Source organism: Rhodococcus sp. OAS809, from assembly GCF_040546695.1.
Classification (GTDB): Bacteria; Actinomycetota; Actinomycetes; order Mycobacteriales; family Mycobacteriaceae; genus Rhodococcus_F; species Rhodococcus_F qingshengii.
Map to the genome: position 1 here is coordinate 6,219,356 of NZ_JBEPOI010000002.1, position 25,101 is coordinate 6,244,456.

The window sequence follows — 25,101 nt, forward strand, 5'->3', positions numbered from 1 at the left end:
TGTACTCGGCGCACACCCGTCCGAGATTGGTAGGTTTGGTCTTGATTGCCACACGCGCGGGTCGGGAGGGGATTCAGACATGGAGACCGACGTTCGACCAAATCTCGGCGAGGACGGAACTCTGGTGATCCGGGCGCGAGGCGGAGAAGCCCGCGGGTATCCGGATGGCGGTGTATTCGCGTGGAAGGGCATGCCCTACGCAGCGGCGCCGGTGGGTGAGCGGAGGTTCCGAGCGCCACAACCCGCACAGCCGTGGGACGGGGTGCGCGACTGTCGTGAGTTCGGGCCGATCGCGCCGCAAGGCCAGAGTCCGGCGGTTCCGATCGATCGGGCCTTCAAAATCGACGAGGACTGCCTGTCGATCAACGTCTGGGCCCCGCGACCCGACGGCACGCCGCGACCGGTGATGGTGTGGATTCACGGCGGCGCCTACTGCCTCGGATCCGCCGCCCAAACGATCTACGACGGCCGTCATCTGGCTGAAACCGGCGACGTCGTTCTCGTCTCCTTCAACTATCGCGTCGGCGCACTCGGATTCCTGGACCTGTCTGCATTCTCCACCGCGGATACTGTTTTCGAATCGAACTGTGGTCTGCGAGACCAGATTGCGGCACTCGAATGGGTTCGAGACAACATCGACGCCTTCGGTGGTGACCCGAGTGCGGTGACCGTGTTCGGGGAGTCCTCCGGCGCAGGATCCATCACGACGCTCATGACCTGTCCGAGCGCCGAAGGTCTGTTCCATCGTGCGATTGCCCAGAGTCCGCCCGCGACCTCCGTCTACGGGACCGAGCGCGCCAAGACCGTGGCGGAGCGGTTTCTCGAACTGCTCTCGATCGACCCCGAAGACGCAGGCGATCTGCTGACCACGGATCTGGAACTGCTCGTCAAGGCAAGCGATGATTTGGTCAACGAAATTCCGACCCGGATTCCGGGAACTTTGGCGATGGCACCCGTTGTCGATCGCGATCTGGTGCCGCACTACCCGGTTGCGGCTTTCCAGAAGGGTTACGCGCACCGAATCCCACTGATCATCGGTTCCAACAAGGACGAGGCGTCGATCTTCAAGTTCATGAAGTCTCCGCTGATGCCGGTGAGTGCGCAGTCCGTCGAGGCAATGCTCCAATTACTGGCCGACGATCACCCCGACATCTCGGCGACCAAACTTGCCGAGATCATGTCGGCTTACCCTGACCATGCGAAACCGAGTGGTGCGCTGGCACTGTCACGGGACGCTGCGTTTCGCATGCCGACCCTCTGGATCGCCGACGCGCACTGCAGGCATTCCCCTACATGGGTCTACCGCTTCGATCACGCGACGCCGATGCTCAAGGCGGCGCGGATCGGCGCGGGCCACGCGACCGAATTACCTTATGTATTCGGCAATTTCGGAACCCTGAACGTCGACCCCACGTTCTGGCTCGGCGGTCGGAAGGCCGCGATGGAGGTGGCCGGCCGTATCCAACGGCGATGGTTGGCCTTCGCCAGGCATGCCGTGCCGGCGGCCCTCGACGGCTCGAAGCACTGGGCGCCGTACGAGGAAGAGAAGCGGTCGACGCTGTTGATCGACTCCGCCGACACCCTCGTCAGCGACCCCGATCACGGATTGCGCGTCGCCTGGGGCAACGACGTGATGGGGTTCAACTGACGTCGGTCGAGTGCCGCGGACGATCCAGTTCGCGAAGCACCGGCAGAGAGGCACAGACTGCGGCGATCAGGATGATCGGAATCGACAGGGCCACAAAGGTCGACGCGATTCCGAGTTGATCGAGCAGCGGGCCGACCGCGAGGTAGCCGAGCGGGCCTGCGGCGTAGGCCGTCGACGTCATGACACCGACGACGCGTCCACGCATGTGCTCCGGGCTGTGCGTCTGCATGGCGTAGTTGGCGATCGGGCCGACCGGTCCGTAGACGAGGCCCTGCAGTCCGGCAAGTACGAGGATCACCCACAGTGGAGGTAGGAGCGCCATGGCCAGCATCGCTATGCCGAGAACGGCGACGGCAAAAATCATGATCAGCCGCCGGGACATGATCGGCGCCAGTGGGGCGTAGGCGAGAGAGCCGATGATGCCGCCGATCGCCAAGGCCATCAACACCGATCCGAGTTGGGCCGGTTGATCCAACTCTGTGAAGTACACCGGGAACACGACACTCTCCACAGGCATGTAGAGCGCGACGACTGCCATGTCGATCAGCGCCAGGGTGCGCAGCAGTTTGTTGTTCCAGACGAACCGAAGACCGTCGAGTGTGCCGTGCCAGATCGATTTCGGACGGTGTTCGTGTTCGGGCACCCCGGCGCCGGGAAGCCGGATGAAGGCGACCACGACTATCGAGAACACAAAACCTGCCGCCGTGACCCAGAGCGTGTTCACCGCTCCGATCGTTGCGATGAGGACACCGCCGATGCCAGGGCCGATCAGATACGCGACGTTGAAGTTGGCCTCGTACACACTGTTGGTTCGATCGAGCTTCCACTTGGCGGTCCGAGTCGCTGCAGGCAGCATGGACTCCCTCGCCGCCATTCCGGCGGGGTCGAACACGGCGCCGAGTGCGGCCAACGCCGCGATCACCGGGATCGTCAAGCCCGCGGTGGCCGCGATGATCGGAATCGCTGCAACGGACATCGCGGAGAGAGCGTCGGAAATCATCGACGTTCGACGGCGTCCGAACTTGTCGACGAATGTCCCCGAAAACAGGCTCGACACGAGTAGCGGAATGGCTGCTGCGCCGGCAACTATCGCCGCGTCGGTAGCCTTACCGGTTCGTTCGAGAACCAGCCAGGGGAGCACGACGATGGCGATACCGTTGCCGATCGCCGAGAACAGCGTCGCGAGATTGACCAGTACGAGAGGGAGATAGCTGGGGATAGCTACGTCCGTGGACGCAGGTGGACGCCGATCTGCTGAGGCGACCACGTTCTTTCCTTCCCCGAGATGGTGCCGCCCAGGATTTCGACGACGGCACCATCGACGCTAGCAGCGGGGTCTGCAGGTTCGCGACTGGTTTTTCGCCGGCCGTTCTCGTTCGGTTATGCCTGGTAGACGGGGTTCTCCGCAACAAACTTCTCGACGTACGAGCACGTCGGAAGGATCTTCAATCCCTCGTTCCGGGTCTGATCGAGCGCTTCACGCACCACGATGGCGGCAAGCCCGCGCCCACGAAACTGCGGATAGGTCACCGTGTGGTGGAAATCACGGACGCCGGAATGGTCCGAGTACTCGGCGAAACCGGCGAGTTCGCCGTCGACTCGGATCTCGAAACGCGTTTCCGCGGGATTGTGCGCCACTGTCTCGGTCATCTTCGGGCTCCGTTTCGAAAGGGCGGCCGGTTGCGCCGCGCCGCGTCTACGTTCTCTGGAGCACGCTACCTGGCAGGCCGTCCGCAATATCGGTTGCCGACGTGGGATCCGTTACTTAGCGCAACTACAACTGGACGACCGTTCAAGGGACCTTCGTCGCCATGGAGAACGAACAAAACTGGTCTGTACGTGCCGATTTGCCCGTACTTTTGTGCCCACAACGGGTGATACATATGCATCACGATCGTAACTATCCCAATATGTGGGACCGGTCACAAAGTTTTTTGTCGTCTGTTCGGATGGATTAAGTGGAGGGCCTGAAACGGGCAAATTGCAGGTCAGCGGCGCGCTGGTTGCGTGTCGATGATGGGTGCGAGTGGCCGGAAACCCCAGGGGTATTGCGTTGGTCATCAGATCGTTTCTCGGACGTGATCCCAAAGACCCCCTCGGGGGGTTAGCGTTTGAATCGTCGGGGATAGAAGAAGCGTTACAACTTCGCCAAAAAAACTTTGGCGTCGCTGCTCAACGGTTCGATTTCGAGTCTTCGTCGGACAACTTCGAGGAAGGAACGCACATGATTTTCGGGCAGCGTGAGTCGAACAGTTACTTTGCCGCAATTTTTTCGTACGACTTCCTTGACGAAGGTCTGGGATACGAGACCATCGCACGGATTCACCGAGGCGAGATCTGCGAATGGATTCGTGATCTCGAGGCTTCCGGGTTGTTCTCGGCTGCGGAAGTCCATGCCGCTGAACTGGCATGGCGCGAAAATCCACGCCTGCTCCTCGACGCCCTTCTCGAGGACGCTGACGAGGTCTCTGTCAAGCGCTGGGAGATCGCGTGGACGAGGCTCGAGCGTCAGTCGCCGGCAGCCGGAACCGCGGTGGCAGAGCACGGCTGATCCGGTCGGGCCGAGTCGACTGCTCAGTCTGCGTCAAGATCAACCGTCTGCGTTACATCAACGGTCGACGAGTATCACCTCGTGATCTGTAAGCACGGTGAATTGCGCGCCCGCCGTGGTCAGGGCCGCAACCGTCCGCGCAGTCACCTGTGGATCTTCGAGTAGCGAATCGCCGCCGTGCGGCACTATCGCGAAGTCGATCAGCGCGAGCCCGGACCAGATCGGGTCGATACCGCACGTTGGCATGACTTCAGCGGGGTCGTCCGACGCGTCCAGCCCGATCAGAGTCGGAGTCGCCAGGCACGCTCCGGCGCTGTATCCCGCATAGGCCACGACGCCTGAACGAACCAGCATCTCGATGACCCTGTCAGCGCCACTTCGAGCTAGCTGAGCTCGCAGGACGAACGTGTTTCCGCCGCGAACCCACAGGCAGTCGAATTCGCGGAGCCGGAGTTCCAGTGCTTCCGATGCACCCAGGAAGTCTCGGACATCCACTTCCTCTGCGGTGAAGCCCGCTGCCCGTAGCGGAGTCAATTCGCTGGTGACTGCTGAACTGCGGGCATTGGCGGGCCACGAATCTGCAGCCGCGGCGATGACCGCGATGCGAGCGCCGCGGCCTACGAGATCGACAAAAGCCTCGCGGTGGTCGCCGAATCGGTAGGACGAGAGAAACAGTTTCACTTCTCAGTACCTTCGCGACCTACCCACCCAGCCCTCAAATCGTGAACGCCAGATTGTCGACGACGCGTGTGCCCACCGTGGTGTCACCGCGAAGCGAGATGTCGGTTCGGTGATCCGACGCGTGGACGCGGCCACCGGCAATTCGGGTGAAGAGCGGTGAGCTCATCGAGATGGTCGTGGTCGCCGGACCGTCCAACTCCGGGACGAGTGTTGCTCGCGCGTCGACCGAGACGTGAAGTGAACGGGCAAGTGGCCCTTCGAGTTCGAAAGTGATCCGTGCTCCCTCTGGCGCCTTTCCTCGTTTTCCGACGACGAATCCGAGCGCGCTGGTGATTTCGCCGAATGCAGTCTCCGCGCGCAATCCGCCTTCCTCACCCGGAATGTCAACTGCATCTCTGATGTCGAGTTCGTGCATCCAACAGTCGAAGGTCCGAATACGCATGAATCGGCCATAGGGCGCAAGACCGACCGGTGTTTGTGTCTCGGCGTCCCAGTCCGCGCTGGTCATCGAGCGCAGCGCTTCGGTTCGTTCGGCGGTGATCTCGCGATATCGGGTCAGCAGGTCCGAGTGCGGTGTCCGCCGCAGGCCTTCGACCCAGCGCTCGTTGAACGCCGCAATCTCGTTGTGGACGTGGGGCAATGCGTGCACGTCCAGATTGATCGACGGCGGATTGATGCCCGAGAGCAGTGATTCCGTACCGATCAGATGGGACACGATGTCGTGAACCGTCCACCCCGGAAGGTTCGACGGTGCCAACCACTGATCGCCGTCGAGTTCGGCCAGCAGTGCGTCGATGACTCTCCATTCCTCGGTCAATGCGTCGACTACTGAGTCCTGGGGCCAACCACTCATGTGGACATCTCCTGTTTCGGACGGTGCGGTTCTCCTCACTGTATGTCCCGGCGGATAAGTGAGCGGGCATTCCCATGCTTCGAGTCGGTGTCGCCAAACCTCCGAGGGTGGCAGAGTTCCTGTGGTAGACCAGGATTGTCGACGCCGAATCAGGCTCACGCGGCGTTGTCGTCACCGACAGAGGAGTCTTCGTGTTTCCAGGAAATTTTGTCCAGTCCACACCGGACAAGCCCGCCGTCATTCGCCCTGCGACGGGTGAGTCCATCACCTATCGGGAACTCGACGAACGGTCGACGCAGTTGGCGCGATACTTCCGAAGTGTCGGTGCCAAGCCTGGGGACCACGTCGCTCTCATCTCGAACAACGATCTCCGGGCGTTCGAGGTGTACTGGGCAGCGTTGAGATCCGGCCTCTACATCACCGCGGTGAACTGGCATCTCACGGCTGCGGAGGCTGCCTACATCGTCGACGACTGCGAGGCGACAATTCTGGTGGCGTCGGGGCAGGCGTCCGCAGCAGTTCCGTTGGACGAGAAGCTGATTCCACGCGTGCGGCACCGATTGGTGTACGGCGGCGCCCTCGAGGGCTTCGACGACTACGAAGACGCGGTCGATGCGCAGTCCACTGCTCCACTCGACTCGCAGCCGCGTGGGGCTGACATGCTGTATTCGTCGGGAACGACCGGCAGGCCGAAGGGGATCAAAGGAGATCTCCCGGAGGGTGAGGTGAACACCACCATGGATCCGTACACCGCGGTGTTCGCACCGATGTACGGGTTCGATTCCGACACAGTCTATTTGTGCCCGGCTCCGGTCTATCACGCGGCGCCCCTGCGTTTTTGCGGCGTGATCAATTCGGTCGGCGGAACCGTGATCTTGATGGATGCATTCGAAGCCGAAACCGCGCTGGAGTTGATCGGTAAATACGCTGTGACGCACAGTCAGTGGGTACCGACGATGTTCGTTCGAATGTTGAAACTTCCGAAGGAGACCCGTGATCGTTACGACGTCTCGACGGTGAAGGTCGCCATTCACGCTGCTGCTCCCTGCCCGCCCGAAGTGAAGACGGCAATGATCGACTGGTGGGGGCCGGTGATCTACGAGTACTACGCCTCGACCGAGGGTTCGGGCGCTACCTTCATCAACAGTGAGCAGGCCTTGTCGCATCCGGGTTCCGTCGGGCGTGACGGAGTGATGGGGGTCGTGCACATCTGTGACGACGCCGGGCGCGATCTTCCGGTCGGCGAGATCGGTACCGTGTTCTGGGAGCGGGAGACTTTGCCGTTCCGGTACCACAATGATCCCGAGAAAACGGCTGCCGCGCAGCATCCGGATCATCCGACGTGGACGACGAGTGGAGATATCGGCTATATCGACTCCGAGCGTTTCCTTTATCTGACCGACCGCGCCGCGTTCACGATTATCTCCGGTGGTGTGAATATCTACCCACAGGAGTCCGAGAACATCCTTACTTTGCACCCGAAGGTGTTCGACGTGGCGGTCATCGGTGTTCCCGACGAGGAAATGGGTGAGCAGGTCAAGGCGGTTGTCCAACTAGCGGAGGGAATCGAGCCTGGTGCCCATGTCGCCGAGGAATTGCTGGAATACGTTCGCAGTCAGGTCGCACATTTCAAAGCTCCGAGAAGCATTGACTTTGCCGACGAATTGCCTAGGACCGCTACAGGAAAGCTCGTCAAGCACAAGTTGCGGTCTCAATATGTGAGCAATTGATGCTCTAGTGAAATACTAGGACATCAGAGTAATTCTGCGAGATAGTCGGCAAGGACCTGCGCGTGACCGTACGGCAGGTCCTTGCTTGCTGTCAGTAGAACAACGGGTCGAGCATCCGAGGACGGTGCGAGGCGTACTGCAGGTTTTCGCGTTTGAGGCCGCGTGGCCGGAGTCGGTCTACGCGGAGTCGGACGGCGTTACATTCGGAAGCCGGTTCGTAAACTCGCTCGACGGTGATTATTCGGCGCGTCATTCTGATGCCTTTACGTCTTTCGGCCGTTTCAAATAGTGGAATAGTCCGCCATTCCGGTGTGATCGGCCTCACAGTAGGCTTCTTCAGGTATGTCCAAACATACTGTTCGGACTCGATTCAGATGGAGAAAGTGCGTCGTCGGTTTCCCTACGCCGCGTTAACTCTGGCTACTATCAGTCACCATTCACCCAAAAGCGGGTCATCTTCCGCTCATCACATGCTGGTTGCCGCTCGTCGCAGCAGGCGAACCACCAACCGCAGAAGGTAATGGAAAATGGAAACATCGAAGAGCGCACAAGTGCGTCCGTCGGTCGGCGTCCCTCGAGAATCGAGTGATGGTGAGCGTCGGGTCGCATTGGTGCCGAAAATTGTGTCCGCTTTGATCGGCAAGGGTGTCGACGTGGTCGTCGAGTCCGGGGCCGGTCTCGGGGCGTTGATTCCCGACGAGTTGTACACCGCTGCCGGCGCGAAGATCGGCGATCCGTGGACTGCTGACGTGGTCGTCAAGGTTGCGCCTCCGTCGACAGAAGAGATCGCCCGGATCAGTACCGGCGCGAAGCTCATCGGTTTCCTGAATCCGCGTAATGCGGACAACCGCATCGCCGAGTTGAAGGCCGCCGGCATCGAGGGATACGCCGTGGAGGCGATTCCTCGTATCTCCCGCGCGCAGGTGATGGACGCGTTGTCCTCGCAGGCGAACGTGTCCGGGTACAAGGCTGTTCTGTTGGCAGCATCGGAGTCGACGCGGTTCTTCCCGATGCTCACCACCGCTGCGGGCACGGTGAAGCCTGCGACGGTTCTGGTCCTCGGAGTGGGTGTGGCAGGTCTGCAGGCGCTGGCGACAGCCAAGCGTCTCGGTGGCCGCGCTACCGGGTACGACGTGCGTCCTGAGGTCGCCGACCAGGTGCGTTCGGTGGGTGCACAGTGGCTCGACCTCGGAATCGATGCGGCGGGCGAGGGTGGATACGCCCGCGAGTTGACCGACGACGAGCGAGCGAAGCAGCAGCAGGCACTCGAAGATGCGATCAAGGGCTTCGACGTTGTGATCACCACAGCTCTGGTTCCGGGTCGTCCCGCGCCGCGCCTGGTGACCGCTGCCGCGGTCGAAGGCATGAAGCCGGGCAGTGTCGTGGTCGACCTCGCGGGTGAAACCGGTGGTAACTGCGAGCTGACCGAGCCGGGTCAAACCGTCGTCAAGCACGGCGTGACCATTTGCTCTCCGCTGAATTTGCCGGCGTCCATGCCGGAGCATGCGTCCGAGTTGTACTCGAAGAACATTTCCGCGCTGATCGAACTCATGTTGGTGGAAGGTGCCTTGGCGCCTGATTTCTCCGACGAGGTTCTGGCCGGTGCGTGCGTCACCCGTGAAGAGAAGGGCGCCTGATGTACACATCACTACTGGCGAACATCGCGATCCTGGTGTTGTCCGGGTTCGTCGGTTTCGCTGTGATCTCCAAAGTTCCGAACACCCTGCACACCCCGTTGATGTCCGGTACGAACGCCATCCACGGCATCGTCGTCCTGGGCGCGTTGGTCGTCCTGGGCAAGGTGCACGATCCCTCGATCGGGCTGCAGATCATCTTGTTCGTCGCGCTCGTCTTCGGAACCGTGAACGTTGTCGGTGGTTTTGTCGTCACGGACCGCATGTTGGCGATGTTCAAGGCCAAGCCGGCCGCCAAGTCTGTGTCGAAGGATGGTGACCAGTAATGGAATACCTGGTCAATGCGCTCTACATTGTCGCGTTCTCGATGTTCATCTACGGCCTCATGGGTCTTACCGGCCCGAAGACCGCAGTCCGCGGCAACCAGATCGCCGCGGTCGGCATGCTCATCGCCGTCGTTGCAACTCTGATCTCCATTCGTGATGCGGAGATGGGGAACTGGATCCTCATCGCTGCCGGCCTTGTCATCGGTGTCGTGCTCGGCGTTCCGCCGGCGCTCCGGACGAAGATGACGGCCATGCCGCAGTTGGTGGCACTGTTCAACGGTGTCGGCGGCGGCACGGTCGCGTTGATCGCGTACGCGGAGTTCCTGGACTCGGACGGTTTCACCGCATTCCAGCACGGCGAGTCGCCGACGGTACACATCGTCATCGCGTCGCTCTTTGCCGCGGTGATCGGATCGATCTCCTTCTGGGGCAGCGTGATCGCGTTTCTGAAGCTGCAGGAAACTCTGCCTGGTCGTCCGATCGGAATCGGCAAGCTCCAGCAGCCGCTCAATGCTCTGCTGCTCATTGCCGCCGTCGCGTTCTCGGTGATCATCGGTATCAAGGCGATCTCACCGGAAGGCCCGACCAGCTCACTGTGGATCGTCGGCGTGCTCGTGCTCTCGGGCATCCTCGGACTGATGGTCGTGCTGCCCATCGGCGGCGCGGACATGCCCGTCGTCATCTCGCTGCTCAACGCTCTGACCGGTTTGTCAGCTGCTGCTGCAGGTTTGGCGCTCAACAACCAGGCGATGATCGTCGCCGGCATGATCGTCGGTGCTTCGGGCACCATCTTGACCAACCTCATGGCCAAGGCCATGAACCGGTCCATCCCGGCCATCGTTGCCGGCGGCTTCGGTGGTGGTGGCGGTGAAGCCGCATCCTCCGACGGTGTCGTGCGCACGGCAAAGGCGACCTCGGCCGCCGACGCGGCCATCCAGATGGCCTACGCCAACCAGGTCATCGTCGTACCCGGATACGGACTTGCCGTCGCGCAGGCTCAGCATGCCGTCAAGGACATGGCGAAACTGCTCGAGTCGAAGGGCGTCGAGGTCAAGTACGCCATTCACCCGGTCGCCGGCCGTATGCCCGGTCACATGAACGTTCTTCTCGCAGAGGCGGATGTCTCGTACGACGCGATGAAGGAAATGGACGACATCAACGACGAGTTCTCTCGTACCGATGTCACCTTGGTGATCGGTGCGAACGACGTCACCAACCCGGCGGCGCGCAACGATCCGAGCTCACCGATTCACGGAATGCCGATCCTCAACGTCGACCAGTCGAAGTCCGTCATCGTGCTCAAGCGCTCGATGAACTCCGGTTTCGCCGGTATCGAGAACCCGCTCTTCTTCGCCGAGGGCACCTCGATGCTCTTCGGTGACGCCAAGAAGTCGGTCTCCGAAGTAACCGAGGAACTCAAGGCGCTCTAGCGCTGGTACTCGGAAGGGGCGTCCACTCGCAGCTGCGAGTGGACGCCTTTTTTCGTGGCCGTGTGTTGCAAAGATGTCGTGTGTTGCAACGACTTCTTGTGCTGAAACGACTTCTTGAAACGACAAAGGCGCCTGGTCCGAGACGAAACTCGGAACAGGCGCCTCTGGCGACGTTTTACGGAACCTCGGGGGTTTCGGGGTCGGAAGAGAAGCCGGAAAGTAGTTCGATCAACTTCTGGATCAGTTCGAGCGGGTTCAGATCTTCGAGGCTCACGGTAAAGACTCCTTCGCTGTGGAACTACTTGATTCGGACATTTCAGAACATACGTCATGTCCAACCGTGGCGGGAGAGCTATCGGCGAAAATCTCTGAATCCCAAAGATTTAGGACTAAAGTCGGATGCTCCGGTGCCTGGAGAACGCGATGGCTGCCGTATCCGGGCGTAGCTCTTCACGTTTCGCGGCGATGGGCGATCGTGCCATCAAAATGGCTGCGGCACAGGCCCATACCAGGGTGATCAGAATGCCAGCTATCACTCCGAAAAGGCCGCTCAGCTCGGCGGCGAGCGCGCTGGCACCGATCGCAGCAACTCCGACGAATCCGAGCCCGGCGACCACCGGACGCCACTGCGGGGCGGAGATCAAGATCGCCGAGCAGTACAGCGCGGTCGCCGCTGCGACGTGACCGCTGGGCAATAGGTCCTGGGGCACATCGGGGAGCCAGGAACCGAATGCCGCGTTGGTGAGATTGGCGCCCATTCCGAGGAGCAGGATCGCGCCGATGCCGTATGGCAGTCCGCGGACCATCGAGACGACGGCCAGAGCGGTAGTGGCTGCGAGTACAGCGGTGACGTCGAATCGGCCTACCGTCCATTCGGCAAGTGCGCGCACCTGTTCCGGGACGCTCAAACCGGGCGAGGTGGGTCGCACGAAATACAAGACGCCCAGCGCTACGACGGCGATCGCGGCAAGGACGAGGAAGCGAGTGGTTGTGGAGGGAGCGGGGTGCTGGGTGGAGGTCGAGACGGTCACGAGTACCAGCATCCCTGTTGAGTCTGTGCCGATCGTGAGGATCAGCTGTGAGGTCTGTAGGCGGTCGGAGAATCGCGCCGAACGACACCCGCACAACCCGCTGCGACCAGGACGCATGCAAACGGGATCAACATTGCTGTGGTGAGAGGCACAAGCTTGGTGACCCAGCCGATGGTTGCCGGACCGGCGAGGAATCCGATGTATCCCATGCCGACGACGCGAGACATGTTGGTGCCGGCCGAACCTGAGCCCAGATTTCCGGCCGTGGTGAAGATCTGCGGAATGCATCCCGACAGGCCGGCGCCGAACAGGGCCCAACCGAGCAACGTCAGTGGTAGCCAGCCGGATACCACGACGGTCAGCATTCCGATGGACGACAGCAACGCACCGTAGCGAACCACTGCCACCGGGCCTACCGCCGCGCTGATCCGATCCGCGGTGAACCGGCCGACGGTCATCATGGCGGAGAATGCGCCGAACGACAGTGCGGCAACGGCATTCGAAACACCGAGATCTTCCTTGACCTGCAGCGCGCTCCAGTCGTTTGCCACTCCCTCGGCCAGCATCAGAACAAAGGCGAGGGTTCCGAGGGCAAGTACGCGAGCCGAGAATCTGCCGTGTGTCTTTCCGGTAGTCGACGCGGTTTCGGCATGCACGTCGACGTGAGGGAGAAGGGGTCGCGAGCACAACCAGACTGCCAGCAAGCCGATTGCCGACGCGATGCTGAGCGTGACGTACGGCGGAAGATCCAGTGCGAGAGTGCCGAATCCGATGACAGAGCCCAATACGCCACCGACCGAGAACATGCCGTGAAAGGCCGCCATGATCGGGCGCCGGTACAACTGTTCGGCCTCGACGGCCTGCGAGTTCATCGACACGTCCAACGCGCCGTTCGCGAAGCCGAACACGACAAGTGCAGCGCCCAGTTGCCAGGTGTTCGTGGCAAACCCCGGGCCGAGAGTGGCGAATGCCAGCCCGCTACCCGCCAGGACGACCATGCGTCTGCTGCCGTATCGATCTGCGAGCGGGCCGCTCAACTGCATGCCGGCAATGGCTCCGACTGCAAGAAGGAGAAGAAGTGAGCCGAGCGTCGAGTGACTGATCCCCACTCGGTGTTCGATGGACGGGATGTGGACGACCCACATCGCGAGGAGAAATCCGTTGATGCCGAAAATGCCGAAGATGCCGGCGCGGGCGCGCACCAGGGCGGAGGTGGGGACTGCGCGGTCGGTGGGGTTGACGCTCACTCGTTCCTTTCTACAGGTGAGTCAGCAACAGGTCCGGGTTCGCGAGCATCTCTGCGACAAATGAGAGGAATCTCGCGGCCTGCTCACCGGTCAGCACGCGGTGGTCGAACGTCAACGTCAGTGTCACGACGCTCCGCACTTCGATCTTGCGCTCGATCACCCACGGACGCTCGCTCACCGAGCCCAGGCAGAGGATGACGGCTTCTCCTGGATTGAGAAGCGGAATGCCGCCGTCGACGCCGAAGACTCCGACATTGGTGATCGTGACGGTGCCACCCGTCAGGTGACGGACGTCCGTCTTTCCCTCACGGGCAGCAACGGTCAGTTCGGTCACCGCGCGTGCGAGTTGGACCAGGCTCAGTGTCTCGGCGCTTTTGATGTTGGGCACGGACAGTCCACGTTCGGAGGCGACGGCGATGCCGAGATTCACGTCATCGTCGACGGCGGCGTCGCCGCGGGCCTCGTCCCAATGCGCGTTCACCATCGGGTGCGAGGCGATGGCGGCCACCATTGCCTTGGCAGCGAGTGTCAGCGGAGTGAGAGACAGTCCGGTGAACGCCTCCGAGGAACGGAGCCTGCCGAGCAGTTCCATCGAAGGCGTGACATCGGCGGTGAGGAAGACGCTGGCCTGCGGAGCACGGGTGCTGGCAACCATCGCCGACGCCATCTGTTTTCGTATGCCGGACGAGGCCAGGCGTGTCGCGTTATCCGAAGGCGCCTGCACGGTAAGCGCGTCTGCGACGTCAGCCGCGGTGACGGCACCGTCGAATCCGCTGCCGGTGATTTCGCTCAGATCGATGCCGGCTTCGCGGGCCGCGCGCCGCGCCGCGGGGGTTGCGGGCCGACGCTCGGTACTCGCCGCGGATTGCGAGTACGGCGTGATCTTGCTCCGTCGGCGGCTCGGTCTCTCGGTCGCGGGTCCGTATCCGACCAGCACGCTCGGAGACTGAGAATTACTTGGAGACGGTGAATTTGAAGACTCCTCGATACGGATGATCGGAGTACCCACCGGAACGGTAGTGCCAGGTTCGACGAGGAGTTCTCTGACAACACCGACGTAGGGCGACGGCAGTTCGACAAGAGCTTTGGCTGTCTCTACCTGGGCGAGAACTTGATTGAGTGCCACAGTGTCGCCGACGCCGACCGCCCACTCGACCAGATCGGCGGAAGTCAGGCCCTCGCCGAGATCCGGTAACCGGAATTCGTGCGCCGTGCTCATGCTGCCAGCGTTCGGTCGAGCGCCGCGAGGATCCGGTCGGCGTCCGGAAGGTGAAAACGCTCGAGCTTGGCGGGCGGGTAGGGGATGTCGAATCCGGTGACCCGCAGGATCGGTGACTCCAACTGATAGAAGCAGTGTTCCGCGACGTGTGCTGCGATTTCGGCGCCGACGCCGAGAAACTTCTGCGCCTCATGGACGACGACAAGCCGGCCTGTCTTGTTCACCGACGCCTCGATCGTGTCGAAGTCGATGGGGGAGAGTGAACGCAGATCCACGACCTCCAGATCGTGGCCTTCTTCTTCGGCAATCCGCGCGGCCTCGAGTGCGGTGGCGACCATGGATCCGTACGCAACCACTGTCGCGTCGTCTCCAGGGCGAGCGACGCGGGCACGGTGGAGCGGAAGCTCGGGCGCGGCATCGGTATCCACGTCGGCGGTGTCCCAGTAGCGCCGTTTGGGTTCGAGGAATATCACCGGGTCGTCGCCGGCAATGGATTGGCGGATCATGTGAAAACCGTCGATCGGATTGCTCGGGTACACCACCCGCAGTCCCGCGGTGTGAGCGAAGTACGCTTCCGGCGACTCCGAATGATGTTCCACCGCACCGATTCCGCCGCCACTGGGAATCCGAATCGTCAGTGGCGCAGAGGCAGCGCCTCGGGTGCGGTACTGGATCTTGGCCACCTGCGAGACGATCTGATCGAAAGCCGGGTAGACAAACCCGTCGAATTGAATTTCGCAGACAGGCCGATATCCGCGCAAGGCAAGACCGAAAGCTGTTCCCACGATCCCTGATTCGGCGAGGGGCATGTCGATCACCCGGGTGTCGCCGAAGTCCTTCTGCAGGGCGTCGGTAACCCGGAATACGCCGCCGAGACGGCCGACGTCCTCGCCCATGATGACAACGCGACGATCGTCTTCGAGTGCGCGTCGAAGGCCGGTGTTGAGCGCGGTCACCAGATTCATGACGGTCATGACGAAGCCCCTTCCAGGCTACGGAGATGCGCGCGATGCTCTTCGCGTTCAGCGTCGATCAGTGGGTGTGCCTCGGCGTAGACGTGATCGAAGAGCGCTGACGGGGGCGGATCGGCGAGCGCGATGGTTGCGCGTCGCAGTCCAGCGGCGACGTCGTCGGCGGCTGCCGCGGTGGTGCTGAGTTCGTTTTCTCCGAGAAGATCGCGACGGCCGAGGAGCAGACGCATTCGCTCGAGCGGATCGCGGCTTCTCCACTCCGACATATCCGTATCGGTGCGGTACCTGCTCGGATCGTCGGAGGTCGTGTGCGGGCCCATTCTGCAGGTGATCGCCTCGATGAACGTCGGGCCGCTGCCTTCGCGTGCGCGATTGAGCGCCGAGCGCGTCACGGCGAGCACGGCAAGGACGTCGTTACCGTCGACGCGGATCGCGGGGATGCCGTAACCGATTGCCCGATGTGAGATGGGCGTGCGTGACTGGAGGGATACCGGTTCACTGATTGCCCACTGGTTGTTCTGGCAGAAGAAGACAACGCCGACACGGAAACTGGCGGCAAATCCCATCGCCTCGGCGATGTCGCCCTGACTTGTGGCGCCGTCGCCGAAGTACGCGATCGTTGCGATCTCGGCGCCGTCCAGGTGTGCGCCGAGTGCGTATCCGGTGGCGTGCAGCCCTTGGGAGCCGACGACGATCGCCGGATTGGTGACGTTGAATTGTTCTGGATCCCAACCGGAATGGGAGATTCCTCGCCACATGGTGGTCAGCAATTCGGGGGGAACACCCCGGCAGTACGCGACGGCATGTTCGCGGTAGCTGGTGAACGCGAAGTCGTCTGGGGCGAGCGCTCTCGCGGAACCGACCTGGGCGGCTTCTTGGCCTAGCATCGGAGCCCACAAACCGATTTCGCCTTGACGCTGCAGGGCAACAGCTTCGGTGTCGATTCGGCGACTCACGACGAGATCGCGATACAACGACAGCAGTTCGTCAGGCCCGATGTCCGTTATCAGGCGGTCGAATTCGGGACGGCACACCCGTGCGCCGTTCGGTTGGATGAGTTGGACCGGATAATCGAGGTTGTCGATCATCTTCGCTCACCTCGGTTTCTGCTCATGCCCGGCGCGCCTCGTGAGTACGCCGCACAATCCCGATGTGTCGTATGCAGTTGTCGCTCTACCATCAGGATCCCCCTGATTGGGAAATCCGCAAGTATTTTCACTGCCGTATCAAGACCTGAACTGCGAACTGGCGAGTAACAAACGTGTCGGTACGGCCAACCGATCGGACTTCAACCGCTAGCATCGGTGCGGTGACTGCAGTCGGTTTGAACGAAGAAGCTGTTTCCGCGTGGATCGCCGAACTGGGGGTCGGCGCCACGACACCACTGACTTTCGAGAGGATCGGTAACGGGCAATCGAACCTGACCTACTCCGTGACGGATGCGGGCGGAGGACGGTGGGTACTGCGCAGACCTCCACTCGGCACGTTGTTGGCGTCCGCGCACGACGTCGTTCGCGAGCACCGCATCCTGTCCTCGCTCCAGGGAACCAAAGTGCCGGTTCCGAAGATCCTCGGCATCACGGAAGATCCGGAGATCACGGACGCTCCGCTGGTCCTCATGAGCTACATCGACGGCGTTGTGATCGACGGCGTTCCGGTGGCTCAGAAGTTGACCGAGGACGAGCGTCGCGCGGTCGGCTTGGCGATGCCCAAAACCCTCGCCAGCATCCACGGAGTTGACCTGGAAGAGACCGGGCTGGACGACCTGGCCAGCCGCAAGCCCTTTGCCGAGCGTCAGCTCAAGCGGTGGTCGGCGCAGTGGGAGAAGTCGAAGACCCGCGATGTTCCGGATGTCGACCGATTGGCCGAGATTCTGCACCGAAACATTCCGGAACAGAACGAAGTGACGTTGGTTCACGGCGACTTCCACCTCAACAACGTCATCACCGATCCGGCCGAGGGGCGCATCGTTGCCGTCGTCGACTGGGAGCTGTGCACGTTGGGGGAGCCGCTCGCGGACCTCGGTGCGCTACTCGCGTACTGGCCGGAAGCCGGTGACAAGGTTGCCGGTCCGTTCATGGCGTCCACGCTGGAAGGCTTCCCGAACCGTGACGAGCTGGTCGCTGCCTACGTCGAGGCGACTGGCCGCGACGTGTCAGCGGTCGGATACTGGCACGTACTCGCTCTGTGGAAGCTCTCGATCATCGCGGAGGGCGTGCTGCGACGTATCCTCGACGATCCGCGCAACAAGGCCGAGCACGGCGGCCCGACGGTCGCGCTGATCGACGGAATCGTTGCACGCGCCGTCTTGACGGCAGATCAGCTCGGTCTGAGCTAGTTTTCGGTCAAGGTCCCGGCTGCAGATCTGATGGCCGCCGGGATCTCCACCGGCTTACGGGTGTCGGCGTCGACGTAGACGTGGACAAAGCGGCCGGTGGCAGCGGGTTCCCAATTGCCACCGTCGACCTCGTGGAATATCGCCAGCGCGTAGACGATGCTCTTGGTGCCCAGCTTCTCGACGGAGATACCCACCTGCAACTGCTCGGGGAACGACAGCTCGCTCAGGTACCGGCACGACGTCTCGGCGACGACGCCGATGGCAGGCAGGGTGCGGATGTCGGTTCCAGTGGAAGACATCAGCCAGGCGTTGACCGCGGTGTCGAAGTACGAGTAGTAGGTCACGTTGTTGACGTGGCCGTAGTGATCGTTGTCGTCCCACCGCGTCGGGACGGGCCAGAGAACGGGAAACTCGCTGATCGACGGGGGCGTCTGCGCTGTGCTCACGGCTTCGACTGTAGTGAGGACTTTCGCGAGAGTGAGGGCAGGGTGGTGCCATGTAGGACTGCACGCACGATCAGCCCCACCAACAGTGCCCAGAATGCCGAACCGATTCCCAGGATACTGACCCCGGATGCGGCGATCAGAAACGTGACCACGGCGCCTTCACGTTCACTCGCCTCGCTCAGCGCCGACGTGAGGGCGCCGGCAAGCGTAGCCAGGAGCGCCAGTCCGGCAACAGTTTCCACGACTCCGGCCGGTGCGGCGGCTACCAGAGCGGCCACCGCGGCCGCGCCGGCAGCGAGAACGAGATACGCCCAGCCTGCGGTGAAGGCAGCGATCCATCGACGTTTGGGATCCGGATGTGCAGTGGGGGCGGCGGCCAGGGCTGCGCTGATCGCCGCGAGGTTGATCGCATGGCCACCGGCCGGTGCGCCGACGATGGTGCCGATACCCGTCACGATCATCGACGGCCGCCAGGGAACGGTGTAGCCGAACGAATTCATCACGGCCACACCGGGAATGTTCTGCGAAGCCATCGTGACGATGTAGAGGGGAATCGCAATGCCGATCATTGCCTGCCAGGTCCACGACGGCGCGGTGAGATCGATGCGGGGAATCATGGCGCCGGCGTCGAGCACTCGATCCGACGTGACGAGGCTGATCCCGATCACGACCGCTGCTGTGAGAAACGCGAGCGGAACCGCCCATCGCTTGGAGAAGCGCTGCGCGGCAAGCCAAACCAGGATGACGGGCGCGACCGCTGCCGGTGCGTCCCGGACGGCGATGATCGGCGCCAGGCACAACGGCATCAGAACCCCGGCGAGCATCGCTTGCGCGAGGGGCGTCGGGATTGCCGAGATGATCCTTCCGAGCGTCGGCCACAGTCCGGTCAGCACGATCGCGATTCCGACGACGATGAATGCTCCGACCGCGGCCGGCCACCCACCCTCGACCGCTCCGGCGCCGGCGAGCAGAGCGGCACCGGGCGTCGACCAGGCCAGGGTGATCGGCATCCGATACCGGCGTGAGAGCCAGAGCATTCCCAACGCTTGGGTCACACACAGAACCAGCAGTCCGGACGCCGCCTCGGTTGTGTCCGCACCGACAGCCGCGAGGCCGGTGAGCACCACCGCGAACGAACTGGTGAAGCCGACGAGGGCCGTGACGATGCCTGCGCTCATCGGTTGCGAGTTGCTGCGAACGGCTTCCGGTTCGGTGGTATCTGTGGAGTCCGACATGGTCAGTGATTCTGCCCGACCCGCCCCAGACCCGATTTACCTGTCCGGTCGGATGGGTGAGGTGACCGCTTTGCCGTAGATGAGGTGCGTTTGGGCGTGCCAGACCTCGGGATGTGCGGCGAGGTGGTCGATCAATACCCGTTGTAGATGAGCGCTGTCACGGACCGCGACGTGGAGGAAGAAGTCCTCGGGCCCCGAGACGTTGAAGAGCGCAAGCGTTTCCGGCAGCGCTAGCGCGTCGGCGGTGAACCGGTCGACGAGGTCGCGGCGGTGTGGTCGCAATTGAACGGCGATGATCGCCTGCATCGACCGGCCAACGGCTGCCGGATCGACAACCGCATGGATGCCGCTGATCGTGCCGTTGGCGCGTAGGCGTCGTACGCGCTCGTGGCACGAGGACGTCGCCAAACCGACTCGATCGGCCAACACCTTGTTGGTGATCGACGCGTCGTTCTGCAATTCGGCCAAAATCTTCCAGTCCACCGGATCCAGAGGCTCATTCTTCGTCATCTGCCGAACTATATCCGGAGTCGTTTTGAACTTCCCGGATCCAGTTGCACACTCCTGGCATGAACATGTGTCTCGAATCAGCTCGGGTGTGAGGTATTTCGGATGAGTGTCGGTCAATGGCTCGCTTTCGGCTCCCTGCTATCCATCGTCCTGTTCACGCCGGGACCGGATTTTGTCCTGATCCTGCGTCATTCTCTAGCAGATCGTCGGACCGGCGCGGTGGTGGCCGCCGGTGTGATTTCCGGGCTCTTCGTTCACACCGCTGCCGCGTCACTGGGTCTCTCCGCACTTGTGGCGACACGGCCACAGTTGCTCTCCGCGCTCACCTACGCCGGGGCGGCATATCTGACCTGGCTCGGCATCTCCGCGATTCGAAGTGCTTTCAAAGCCCGCGCCTCGGACGAGGGAATTCCGGCAGCGAAAGAACCGATCGCGGTCACCACGGCATTTCGCTACGGCTTCCTCTCGAACCTGCTGAACCCGAAGGCGTTGTTGTTCTTTCTCGGGCTACTCCCGCAATTCATCGAGCCGGGTGAAGGCGCAGGGCTGCGGACGTTGATGTTGGCGGGCGCGACGGTGGTCGCCGCGGCACTGTGGTGGGCGATCGTGGTGGTGTTGGCGGCCGGAGCCGGCAAGAAGCTGCGTCGCCCTGGCGTCGGGAAGCGAATCGACGTGGTGACGGGAGTGTTGTTGGTGGGCCTCGGTGCCTTCTTCGGGGTTGCATGAGTGGTCGTGTCAGGATGGGCTCATGACACTTCCCGTGCTGATCGACGTCGAAGAACTGTCCGCTCTCATCGAGGCCGGCGCTGCGCCGCGATTGCTCGATGTCCGATGGGCGCTGGGTGATTCGAACGGCGAGCAGCATTTTCGCGACGGCCATATTCCCGGTGCGGTATTCGTGAACCTCGACGAGGAACTTGCCTCGCCGCCGTCGCCGGACGAGGGGAGGCATCCGCTGCCGAGTCTCGAAGACCTGCAGGCCGCTGCGCGTCGTTGGGGAATCGACGACGGTGATTCGGTGGTGCTCTACGACGCCACCGGCAACACGGCCGCTGCCCGTGGTTGGTGGCTGCTGCGGTGGGCCGGGCTCTCGGATGTCCGACTGCTCGACGGCGGGCTACAGGCCTGGGAGTCCGCGGGACTGCCGTTGGCGGCCGGTATCGGTGAGTCGGTCACTCCGGGCAGCGTGACTTTCACCGGCGGCAACATGCCGACGGTCGACATCGACGGCGTCGGCGACTGGACGCGTGCGGGCGGTGTGCTTCTCGACGCCCGAGCAGGGGAGCGGTACCGCGGCGAGGTCGAGCCGATGGATCCCGTCGCAGGGCACATCCCCGGTGCGGTGAGCGCGCCGACCGCGGAGAACATCACCGGCGACGGGCGGTTCCTGGATGCGACCCGCCTGCGTGAGCGGTTCGCCGGACTGGGCGCCGGAGACAGTGTCGCGGTGTACTGCGGATCCGGAGTAACTGCAGCGCATGAGATTGCGGCACTCGCGATCGCCGGTTACGACGCGACGCTGTTCCCGGGCTCGTGGTCACAGTGGTCCAACGACAGCACTCGCGCCGTCGACACCGGAGCCTGAGTCAGCTCTTGATGCGATCGATGAATGACGGCACGAGAAACCACAGCGCCGTGAACATGATCGCGGCGCACGCTGCCAAAACCTTTGCGGCAACTCCGCCGACGGCGACCTCGGCGATCAACAGGACCGTGCCGGTCATGGAGGCGGCCAGAAAGGCTATGCCGCACAGGGCGAATCGGTTGGCCACGGGCAATATGTTCTCGCGGTGCCCACGGCGGAAAAGCATGCGATGCCAGACCGCGGGTGCCATCAGGAACCCGAACGAGATGGCAACAAGGATCACTGTCACCAAGTGGATGCCGCGGATGTACGCCGACGCTTCCTCGTAGCGTTCGGTGAATGCCACGGCCAGCAGGAAGGCAAACAGGATCTGCACACCAGAGAGCGCGACGCGCAGTTCTTGCAACAACTCGTTGAAGTTCCGCGCGAGTTGTTGAGGTGGAGTCTCCCCGGTCTCGTTCACGGCGACGTGGTTCCTACGCCCGTGAGTATTCCGACGCTCGCTGGATCTGCTCCGCGCTCGGGCGCACACCGGTGTAGAGAACGAACTGCTCGGCGGCCTGAAGGGCAATGACCGACGCTCCTGTGATCGCCGTTTTGCCGAGTTCGGTCGCCAACGCGATCAGTGGCGTCTTCGAAGGCATCGCGACGACGTCGAAGACGACATCGGCTGCGCGCACTGCGTGCTCGGGGAACGACAGTGCATCTGCTTCTGCGCCGCCGGACATACCGATCGGGGTGGCGTTGATCAGCACACCTGGACGAAGCTCACCGAGTTCGGCCTGCCAGTCGAAGCCGTACTGCTTCGCAAGCGATGACCCCACTTGCTGGTTGCGGGCGATCACGGTGACGTCGGTGAATCCGGTGTCGCGCACCGCGGCGACGACTGCTTTTGCCATGCCACCGCTGCCGGCGACAGCGACGGACAGGCTCGTGTCGACGTTGTTGTCACGCAGTAGATCGGCCACCGCCTGATAGTCGGTGTTGTAGGCGTGCAGCACTCCGGACTCGTTGACGATCGTGTTGACGGAGTCGATGGCGCTGGCCGAATCATGCATGACGTCGATGTGCTCGATGACCTGTTCCTTGAACGGCATCGACACCCCGCAGCCTCGAATCCCGAGTGCTCGGATGCCGCCGATCGCGGCTGGCACGTCTTCGGTGGTGAAGGCTTTGTAGACGAAGTTCAGGCCCAATTCCTCGTAGAGGTAATTGTGAAATCTGGTGCCGATGTTGCTCGGTCGCCCGGAGAGCGACATGCACAGGAGCGTGTCCTTGTTGAGGTCGACGGTCATCGTTCCCACTCTAATCGCGAGTTCGGAGTAGTTCTTGATGGAGGAGTGCACCCATCCGGATGGCCCGCAGCGCCGAATGTCGGGTATCCGATCGAAGCACCACTCGCACCGACAGAGCCGAGACGACATGGTCACACAGAACATCGACGAGCACCCGAGCACCGAATCTCGTCCACCGCGTCGTAGATGGGCTGCTCACGCGATCTCCGGGGTCTTGGCCGCGGCTGTCGTCCTGGGCGTCGGTGAACTGGTTGCGTTGCCGATCAACCCGGACGCGTCGCCCTTCTACGCGGTAGGTGCGACTACCGTCGACCGAACGCCGGCGTGGGCTCGCGAGTTCGCGATCGACACTTTCGGTACCAATGACAAGCCGGCGCTGTTCATCGGAATGTCGATCTTGATCGTTCTGCTCGGTGCGGTGGCCGGGCTCCTGGAACGGCGACGCCGCCCGATCGGCAGCGTCATTCTCGTTCTTCTGGGCGCGGTTGGTGTGTATGCGGCGATGCAGCGCCCGACTGCCGATGCGATGTACGTGTTCCCGACGCTGGTCGGTGTGGTGGCGGGCGTCGCAACCTTGCGGTTACTGATCACACAACTCGAAGTGCCGCTCTCGCCGGGCGTCGCCGACTCGTGGTTGCCTCGTCGTCAGTTCCTCCTGCTTGCGGGTGCGGCGTTGGCAGTGGCTGCGGCAGCGGGTGCGGCCGGGAAGTTCGTGGGGCAGAGAATCGCCGGAGCAGTAGCGAATCGTGAAGATTTTGTCGTGCCCACCGCCGCTGACCCGGCGCCGCCGATTCCGGCGGGTGCGGACATCGCGATTGCGGGTGCGTCGACGTACATCACGCCCAACGACGACTTCTACCGAATCGACACTGCACTCCTCGTTCCGCAATTGACGACGGATTCGTGGGAACTGCGGATTCACGGAATGGTGGACCGCGAGATGACGTTGTCGTTCGACGATCTGGTGGCGCGAACGCCCATCGAGCGAGTCATCACGCTGACGTGTGTCTCGAACGAGGTGGGCGGCGTTCTGGCCGGGAACGCGAAGTGGATCGGTTATCCCATGAAGGACCTGCTCGACGAAGTCGGTGTCCATCCCGACGCCGACATGCTCCTCTCGACCAGCGTCGACGGCTTCACAGTCGGCACCCCGGTCGAGATAGTCACCGACGGCCGTGACGCGATTCTCGCTGTGGCGATGAACGGTGAGCCGTTGCCGTTCGAGCACGGCTATCCCGTTCGGCAGGTCGTTCCCGGTCTGTACGGTTTCGTCTCCGCCACCAAGTGGGTGACGGAGTGGGAACTCACGCGTTTCGACAAGGTCGAGGCCTATTGGACCCAGCGCGGTTGGGGTGCGCAGGCACCGATCAAGACGTCCTCGCGTATCGAGGTGCCGGCAGCTCTGGCTCCCATCGAGCCGGGCCAGGTGCTGGTGGCGGGAACGGCCTGGGCGCAGCATCGCGGGATCGAGAAGGTCGAGGTTCGCGTCGACAACGGTGAATGGCAACCGGCGACACTGGCGCAGGAGTACTCGATCGACACCTGGCGTCAATGGTCGTGGATGTGGGATGCAGGCTCGGGTTTGCACACGGTGCAGGTCAGAGCGACGGATCTGGACGGGAACGTTCAGGTGGAAGAGCGCACTCCGCCGATTCCCGGTGGCGCCACGGGATGGCACACCAGGTCGTTCACCGTGAAGTGACGTCGGAATCCGAATGAGGTTCGGTATACAGACGAACAACGCGCTGAGCCATCCATCCGGCGATCAGGGTTCGCAGGCCGAAGTCGAACGTGTCGTCGGTTCGCAGTGGGGTCGTAGCCTCGCGCGTGATCTCGCTCGGGTTGGAGGATTGGGTCCATGCGACATCCGGCGTCGAGAGTTTCACGACTGATCCGAGAACCAGACTGTCCAGCGTGGAGATTGCGTGACGAGTGTCGGCCGAATCGAAACCCCCGTCCGAAAATGCCTGAACCAGTGCAGTATCGATATCAAAAGTTACCTCGGTGCGGACGCTGCGGGTCATGAGTAGCGGGATGAGGCGCCAGTGCTCGACCGCAGCTCGGCGATAGGCCCACCCCCACGCGCTGATCCGTTCGCTCCACCCTGCCGGTGGGTGGGGGACAGAGATCGACGACATCACGCGGATGCGCATGAGTTCGACGATCTCGGATCGACCCGAAATATGTGTGTAGAGCGAAGACGGAGTCACGTTCAATTGCTTGGCGATCCCGGGCATGGTGAAGTCGCCGGTCGCGTCGACAGCATCCAGAGCCGCGTCGGTGATGTTTCGCGTGGACAGTATCGGCTGGGTGGGACGCGGCATCGATTCTCCTGGTGAGGGATTCGTCAGCAATCTCGGACTTCATCGAG

Annotated in this window: 25 protein-coding genes; 10 read left to right on the forward strand and 15 right to left on the reverse strand. The window is 62.5% G+C overall.

Translation table 11 applies throughout. From position 1 onward, the window contains the following. Positions 1-79 precede the first annotated feature (79 nt). On the forward strand, positions 80-1,648 hold the full coding sequence (locus tag ABIE52_RS32200) for a carboxylesterase/lipase family protein (protein WP_192713374.1): 1,569 nt from the start codon (positions 80-82) through the stop codon (positions 1,646-1,648). Here the strand turns inward: ABIE52_RS32200 and ABIE52_RS32205 are convergent. Then, the gene (locus ABIE52_RS32205) at positions 1,641-2,867 is read right to left on the reverse strand and encodes an MFS transporter (RefSeq protein WP_039972654.1); all 1,227 of its coding nucleotides are present in this window, start codon (positions 2,865-2,867) and stop codon (positions 1,641-1,643) included. The genes ABIE52_RS32200 and ABIE52_RS32205 overlap by 8 nt on opposite strands. Positions 2,868-3,028: 161 nt before the next feature. Next, the gene (locus ABIE52_RS32210; RefSeq protein ID WP_007726096.1) at positions 3,029-3,298 is read right to left on the reverse strand and encodes a GNAT family N-acetyltransferase; all 270 of its coding nucleotides are present in this window, start codon (positions 3,296-3,298) and stop codon (positions 3,029-3,031) included. Positions 3,299-3,872: 574 nt separating this feature from the next. Between ABIE52_RS32210 and ABIE52_RS32215 the strand changes: the two genes are divergently transcribed. Further along, positions 3,873-4,199, forward strand: coding sequence for a hypothetical protein (locus ABIE52_RS32215; protein ID WP_003941297.1), 327 nt, complete (start codon positions 3,873-3,875; stop codon positions 4,197-4,199). 57 nt (positions 4,200-4,256) lie between these two features. Here the strand turns inward: ABIE52_RS32215 and ABIE52_RS32220 are convergent, their stop codons facing one another. Together ABIE52_RS32220 and ABIE52_RS32225 are read right to left on the reverse strand one after the other, a co-directional pair. Then, positions 4,257-4,880 carry a Type 1 glutamine amidotransferase-like domain-containing protein gene (locus tag ABIE52_RS32220; protein ID WP_042447910.1) on the reverse strand — a complete coding sequence of 208 codons (624 nt, stop codon included), beginning with the start codon at positions 4,878-4,880 and terminating at the stop codon, positions 4,257-4,259. 34 nt (positions 4,881-4,914) lie between these two features. Beyond that, positions 4,915-5,733 carry a maleylpyruvate isomerase family mycothiol-dependent enzyme gene (locus ABIE52_RS32225; protein WP_192713373.1) on the reverse strand — a complete coding sequence of 273 codons (819 nt, stop codon included), beginning with the start codon at positions 5,731-5,733 and terminating at the stop codon, positions 4,915-4,917. 191 nt (positions 5,734-5,924) lie between these two features. Between ABIE52_RS32225 and ABIE52_RS32230 the strand changes: the two genes are divergently transcribed. From ABIE52_RS32230 to ABIE52_RS32245, 4 genes are all read left to right on the forward strand, one after another. Continuing rightward, positions 5,925-7,463, forward strand: coding sequence for an AMP-binding protein (locus ABIE52_RS32230; protein ID WP_192713372.1), 1,539 nt, complete (start codon positions 5,925-5,927; stop codon positions 7,461-7,463). A 527-nt stretch (positions 7,464-7,990) separates the two neighbouring features. Continuing rightward, a complete protein-coding gene (locus tag ABIE52_RS32235; protein ID WP_003941381.1) occupies positions 7,991-9,100 on the forward strand; it encodes a Re/Si-specific NAD(P)(+) transhydrogenase subunit alpha in 1,110 nt (369 codons plus the stop codon). Continuing rightward, entirely contained in the window at positions 9,100-9,423 is a 324-nt protein-coding gene (locus ABIE52_RS32240; RefSeq protein WP_003941319.1) for an NAD(P) transhydrogenase subunit alpha part 2, read from the forward strand. The genes ABIE52_RS32235 and ABIE52_RS32240 overlap by 1 nt, the downstream gene beginning before the upstream one ends. Continuing rightward, a complete protein-coding gene (locus ABIE52_RS32245) occupies positions 9,423-10,853 on the forward strand; it encodes an NAD(P)(+) transhydrogenase (Re/Si-specific) subunit beta (protein ID WP_003941368.1) in 1,431 nt (476 codons plus the stop codon). Before ABIE52_RS32240 ends, ABIE52_RS32245 begins: the two co-directional genes overlap by 1 nt. A gap of 389 nt (positions 10,854-11,242) precedes the next feature. On the opposite strand, the gene ABIE52_RS32250 is transcribed toward ABIE52_RS32245, so the two are convergent. From ABIE52_RS32250 to pdhA, 5 genes are read right to left on the reverse strand one after another with little or no spacing between them, the layout of a single operon-like run. Next, on the reverse strand, positions 11,243-11,896 hold the full coding sequence (locus ABIE52_RS32250; RefSeq protein WP_007726101.1) for a hypothetical protein: 654 nt from the start codon (positions 11,894-11,896) through the stop codon (positions 11,243-11,245). Between the two features lie 29 nt (positions 11,897-11,925). After that, complete coding sequence (locus ABIE52_RS32255) at positions 11,926-13,131, reverse strand: MFS transporter (protein ID WP_042447902.1); 1,206 nt, start codon at positions 13,129-13,131, stop codon at positions 11,926-11,928. A gap of 10 nt (positions 13,132-13,141) precedes the next feature. Next, on the reverse strand, positions 13,142-14,350 hold the full coding sequence (locus tag ABIE52_RS32260) for a dihydrolipoamide acetyltransferase family protein (RefSeq protein WP_058227697.1): 1,209 nt from the start codon (positions 14,348-14,350) through the stop codon (positions 13,142-13,144). Beyond that, on the reverse strand, positions 14,347-15,324 hold the full coding sequence (locus ABIE52_RS32265) for an alpha-ketoacid dehydrogenase subunit beta (protein ID WP_058227696.1): 978 nt from the start codon (positions 15,322-15,324) through the stop codon (positions 14,347-14,349). The genes ABIE52_RS32260 and ABIE52_RS32265 overlap by 4 nt, the downstream gene beginning before the upstream one ends. Continuing rightward, positions 15,321-16,409 carry a pyruvate dehydrogenase (acetyl-transferring) E1 component subunit alpha gene (pdhA, locus tag ABIE52_RS32270; protein ID WP_192713371.1) on the reverse strand — a complete coding sequence of 363 codons (1,089 nt, stop codon included), beginning with the start codon at positions 16,407-16,409 and terminating at the stop codon, positions 15,321-15,323. Before pdhA ends, ABIE52_RS32265 begins: the two co-directional genes overlap by 4 nt. A gap of 221 nt (positions 16,410-16,630) precedes the next feature. On the opposite strand from pdhA, the gene ABIE52_RS32275 reads away from it, so the two are divergent. After that, the gene (locus tag ABIE52_RS32275) at positions 16,631-17,659 is read left to right on the forward strand and encodes a phosphotransferase family protein (protein ID WP_003941376.1); all 1,029 of its coding nucleotides are present in this window, start codon (positions 16,631-16,633) and stop codon (positions 17,657-17,659) included. Here the strand turns inward: ABIE52_RS32275 and ABIE52_RS32280 are convergent. From ABIE52_RS32280 to ABIE52_RS32290, 3 genes are read right to left on the reverse strand one after another with little or no spacing between them, the layout of a single operon-like run. Beyond that, a complete protein-coding gene (locus ABIE52_RS32280; RefSeq protein WP_042447890.1) occupies positions 17,656-18,105 on the reverse strand; it encodes an acyl-CoA thioesterase in 450 nt (149 codons plus the stop codon). The two genes, ABIE52_RS32275 and ABIE52_RS32280, sit on opposite strands and share 4 nt — an antisense overlap. Beyond that, the gene (locus tag ABIE52_RS32285; RefSeq protein ID WP_192713370.1) at positions 18,102-19,340 is read right to left on the reverse strand and encodes a benzoate/H(+) symporter BenE family transporter; all 1,239 of its coding nucleotides are present in this window, start codon (positions 19,338-19,340) and stop codon (positions 18,102-18,104) included. The genes ABIE52_RS32280 and ABIE52_RS32285 overlap by 4 nt, the downstream gene beginning before the upstream one ends. Before the next feature lie 36 nt (positions 19,341-19,376). Next, the gene (locus ABIE52_RS32290; RefSeq protein ID WP_003941284.1) at positions 19,377-19,850 is read right to left on the reverse strand and encodes an Lrp/AsnC family transcriptional regulator; all 474 of its coding nucleotides are present in this window, start codon (positions 19,848-19,850) and stop codon (positions 19,377-19,379) included. A 102-nt stretch (positions 19,851-19,952) separates the two neighbouring features. Between ABIE52_RS32290 and ABIE52_RS32295 the strand changes: the two genes are divergently transcribed. Together ABIE52_RS32295 and ABIE52_RS32300 are read left to right on the forward strand one after the other, a co-directional pair. After that, positions 19,953-20,576 (forward strand): LysE family translocator, encoded by a 624-nt coding sequence (locus ABIE52_RS32295; protein WP_003941342.1) that lies wholly within the window; start codon positions 19,953-19,955, stop codon positions 20,574-20,576. A gap of 22 nt (positions 20,577-20,598) precedes the next feature. Further along, positions 20,599-21,435: a sulfurtransferase gene (locus ABIE52_RS32300; protein WP_042447884.1), complete on the forward strand. Its 837-nt coding sequence runs from the start codon at positions 20,599-20,601 to the stop codon at positions 21,433-21,435. 1 nt (position 21,436) lies between these two features. On the opposite strand, the gene ABIE52_RS32305 is transcribed toward ABIE52_RS32300, so the two are convergent. Together ABIE52_RS32305 and ABIE52_RS32310 are read right to left on the reverse strand one after the other, a co-directional pair. Beyond that, the gene (locus ABIE52_RS32305) at positions 21,437-21,898 is read right to left on the reverse strand and encodes a DUF6328 family protein (protein ID WP_042447880.1); all 462 of its coding nucleotides are present in this window, start codon (positions 21,896-21,898) and stop codon (positions 21,437-21,439) included. A gap of 13 nt (positions 21,899-21,911) precedes the next feature. Next, positions 21,912-22,730, reverse strand: coding sequence for a shikimate 5-dehydrogenase (locus tag ABIE52_RS32310; protein ID WP_007726117.1), 819 nt, complete (start codon positions 22,728-22,730; stop codon positions 21,912-21,914). Positions 22,731-22,857: 127 nt separating this feature from the next. Between ABIE52_RS32310 and ABIE52_RS32315 the strand changes: the two genes are divergently transcribed. Continuing rightward, positions 22,858-24,432 carry a molybdopterin-dependent oxidoreductase gene (locus ABIE52_RS32315; RefSeq protein WP_020908339.1) on the forward strand — a complete coding sequence of 525 codons (1,575 nt, stop codon included), beginning with the start codon at positions 22,858-22,860 and terminating at the stop codon, positions 24,430-24,432. Here the strand turns inward: ABIE52_RS32315 and ABIE52_RS32320 are convergent. Next, a complete protein-coding gene (locus tag ABIE52_RS32320) occupies positions 24,419-25,054 on the reverse strand; it encodes a TetR/AcrR family transcriptional regulator C-terminal domain-containing protein (RefSeq protein WP_007726121.1) in 636 nt (211 codons plus the stop codon). The genes ABIE52_RS32315 and ABIE52_RS32320 overlap by 14 nt on opposite strands. Positions 25,055-25,101 lie beyond the last annotated feature (47 nt).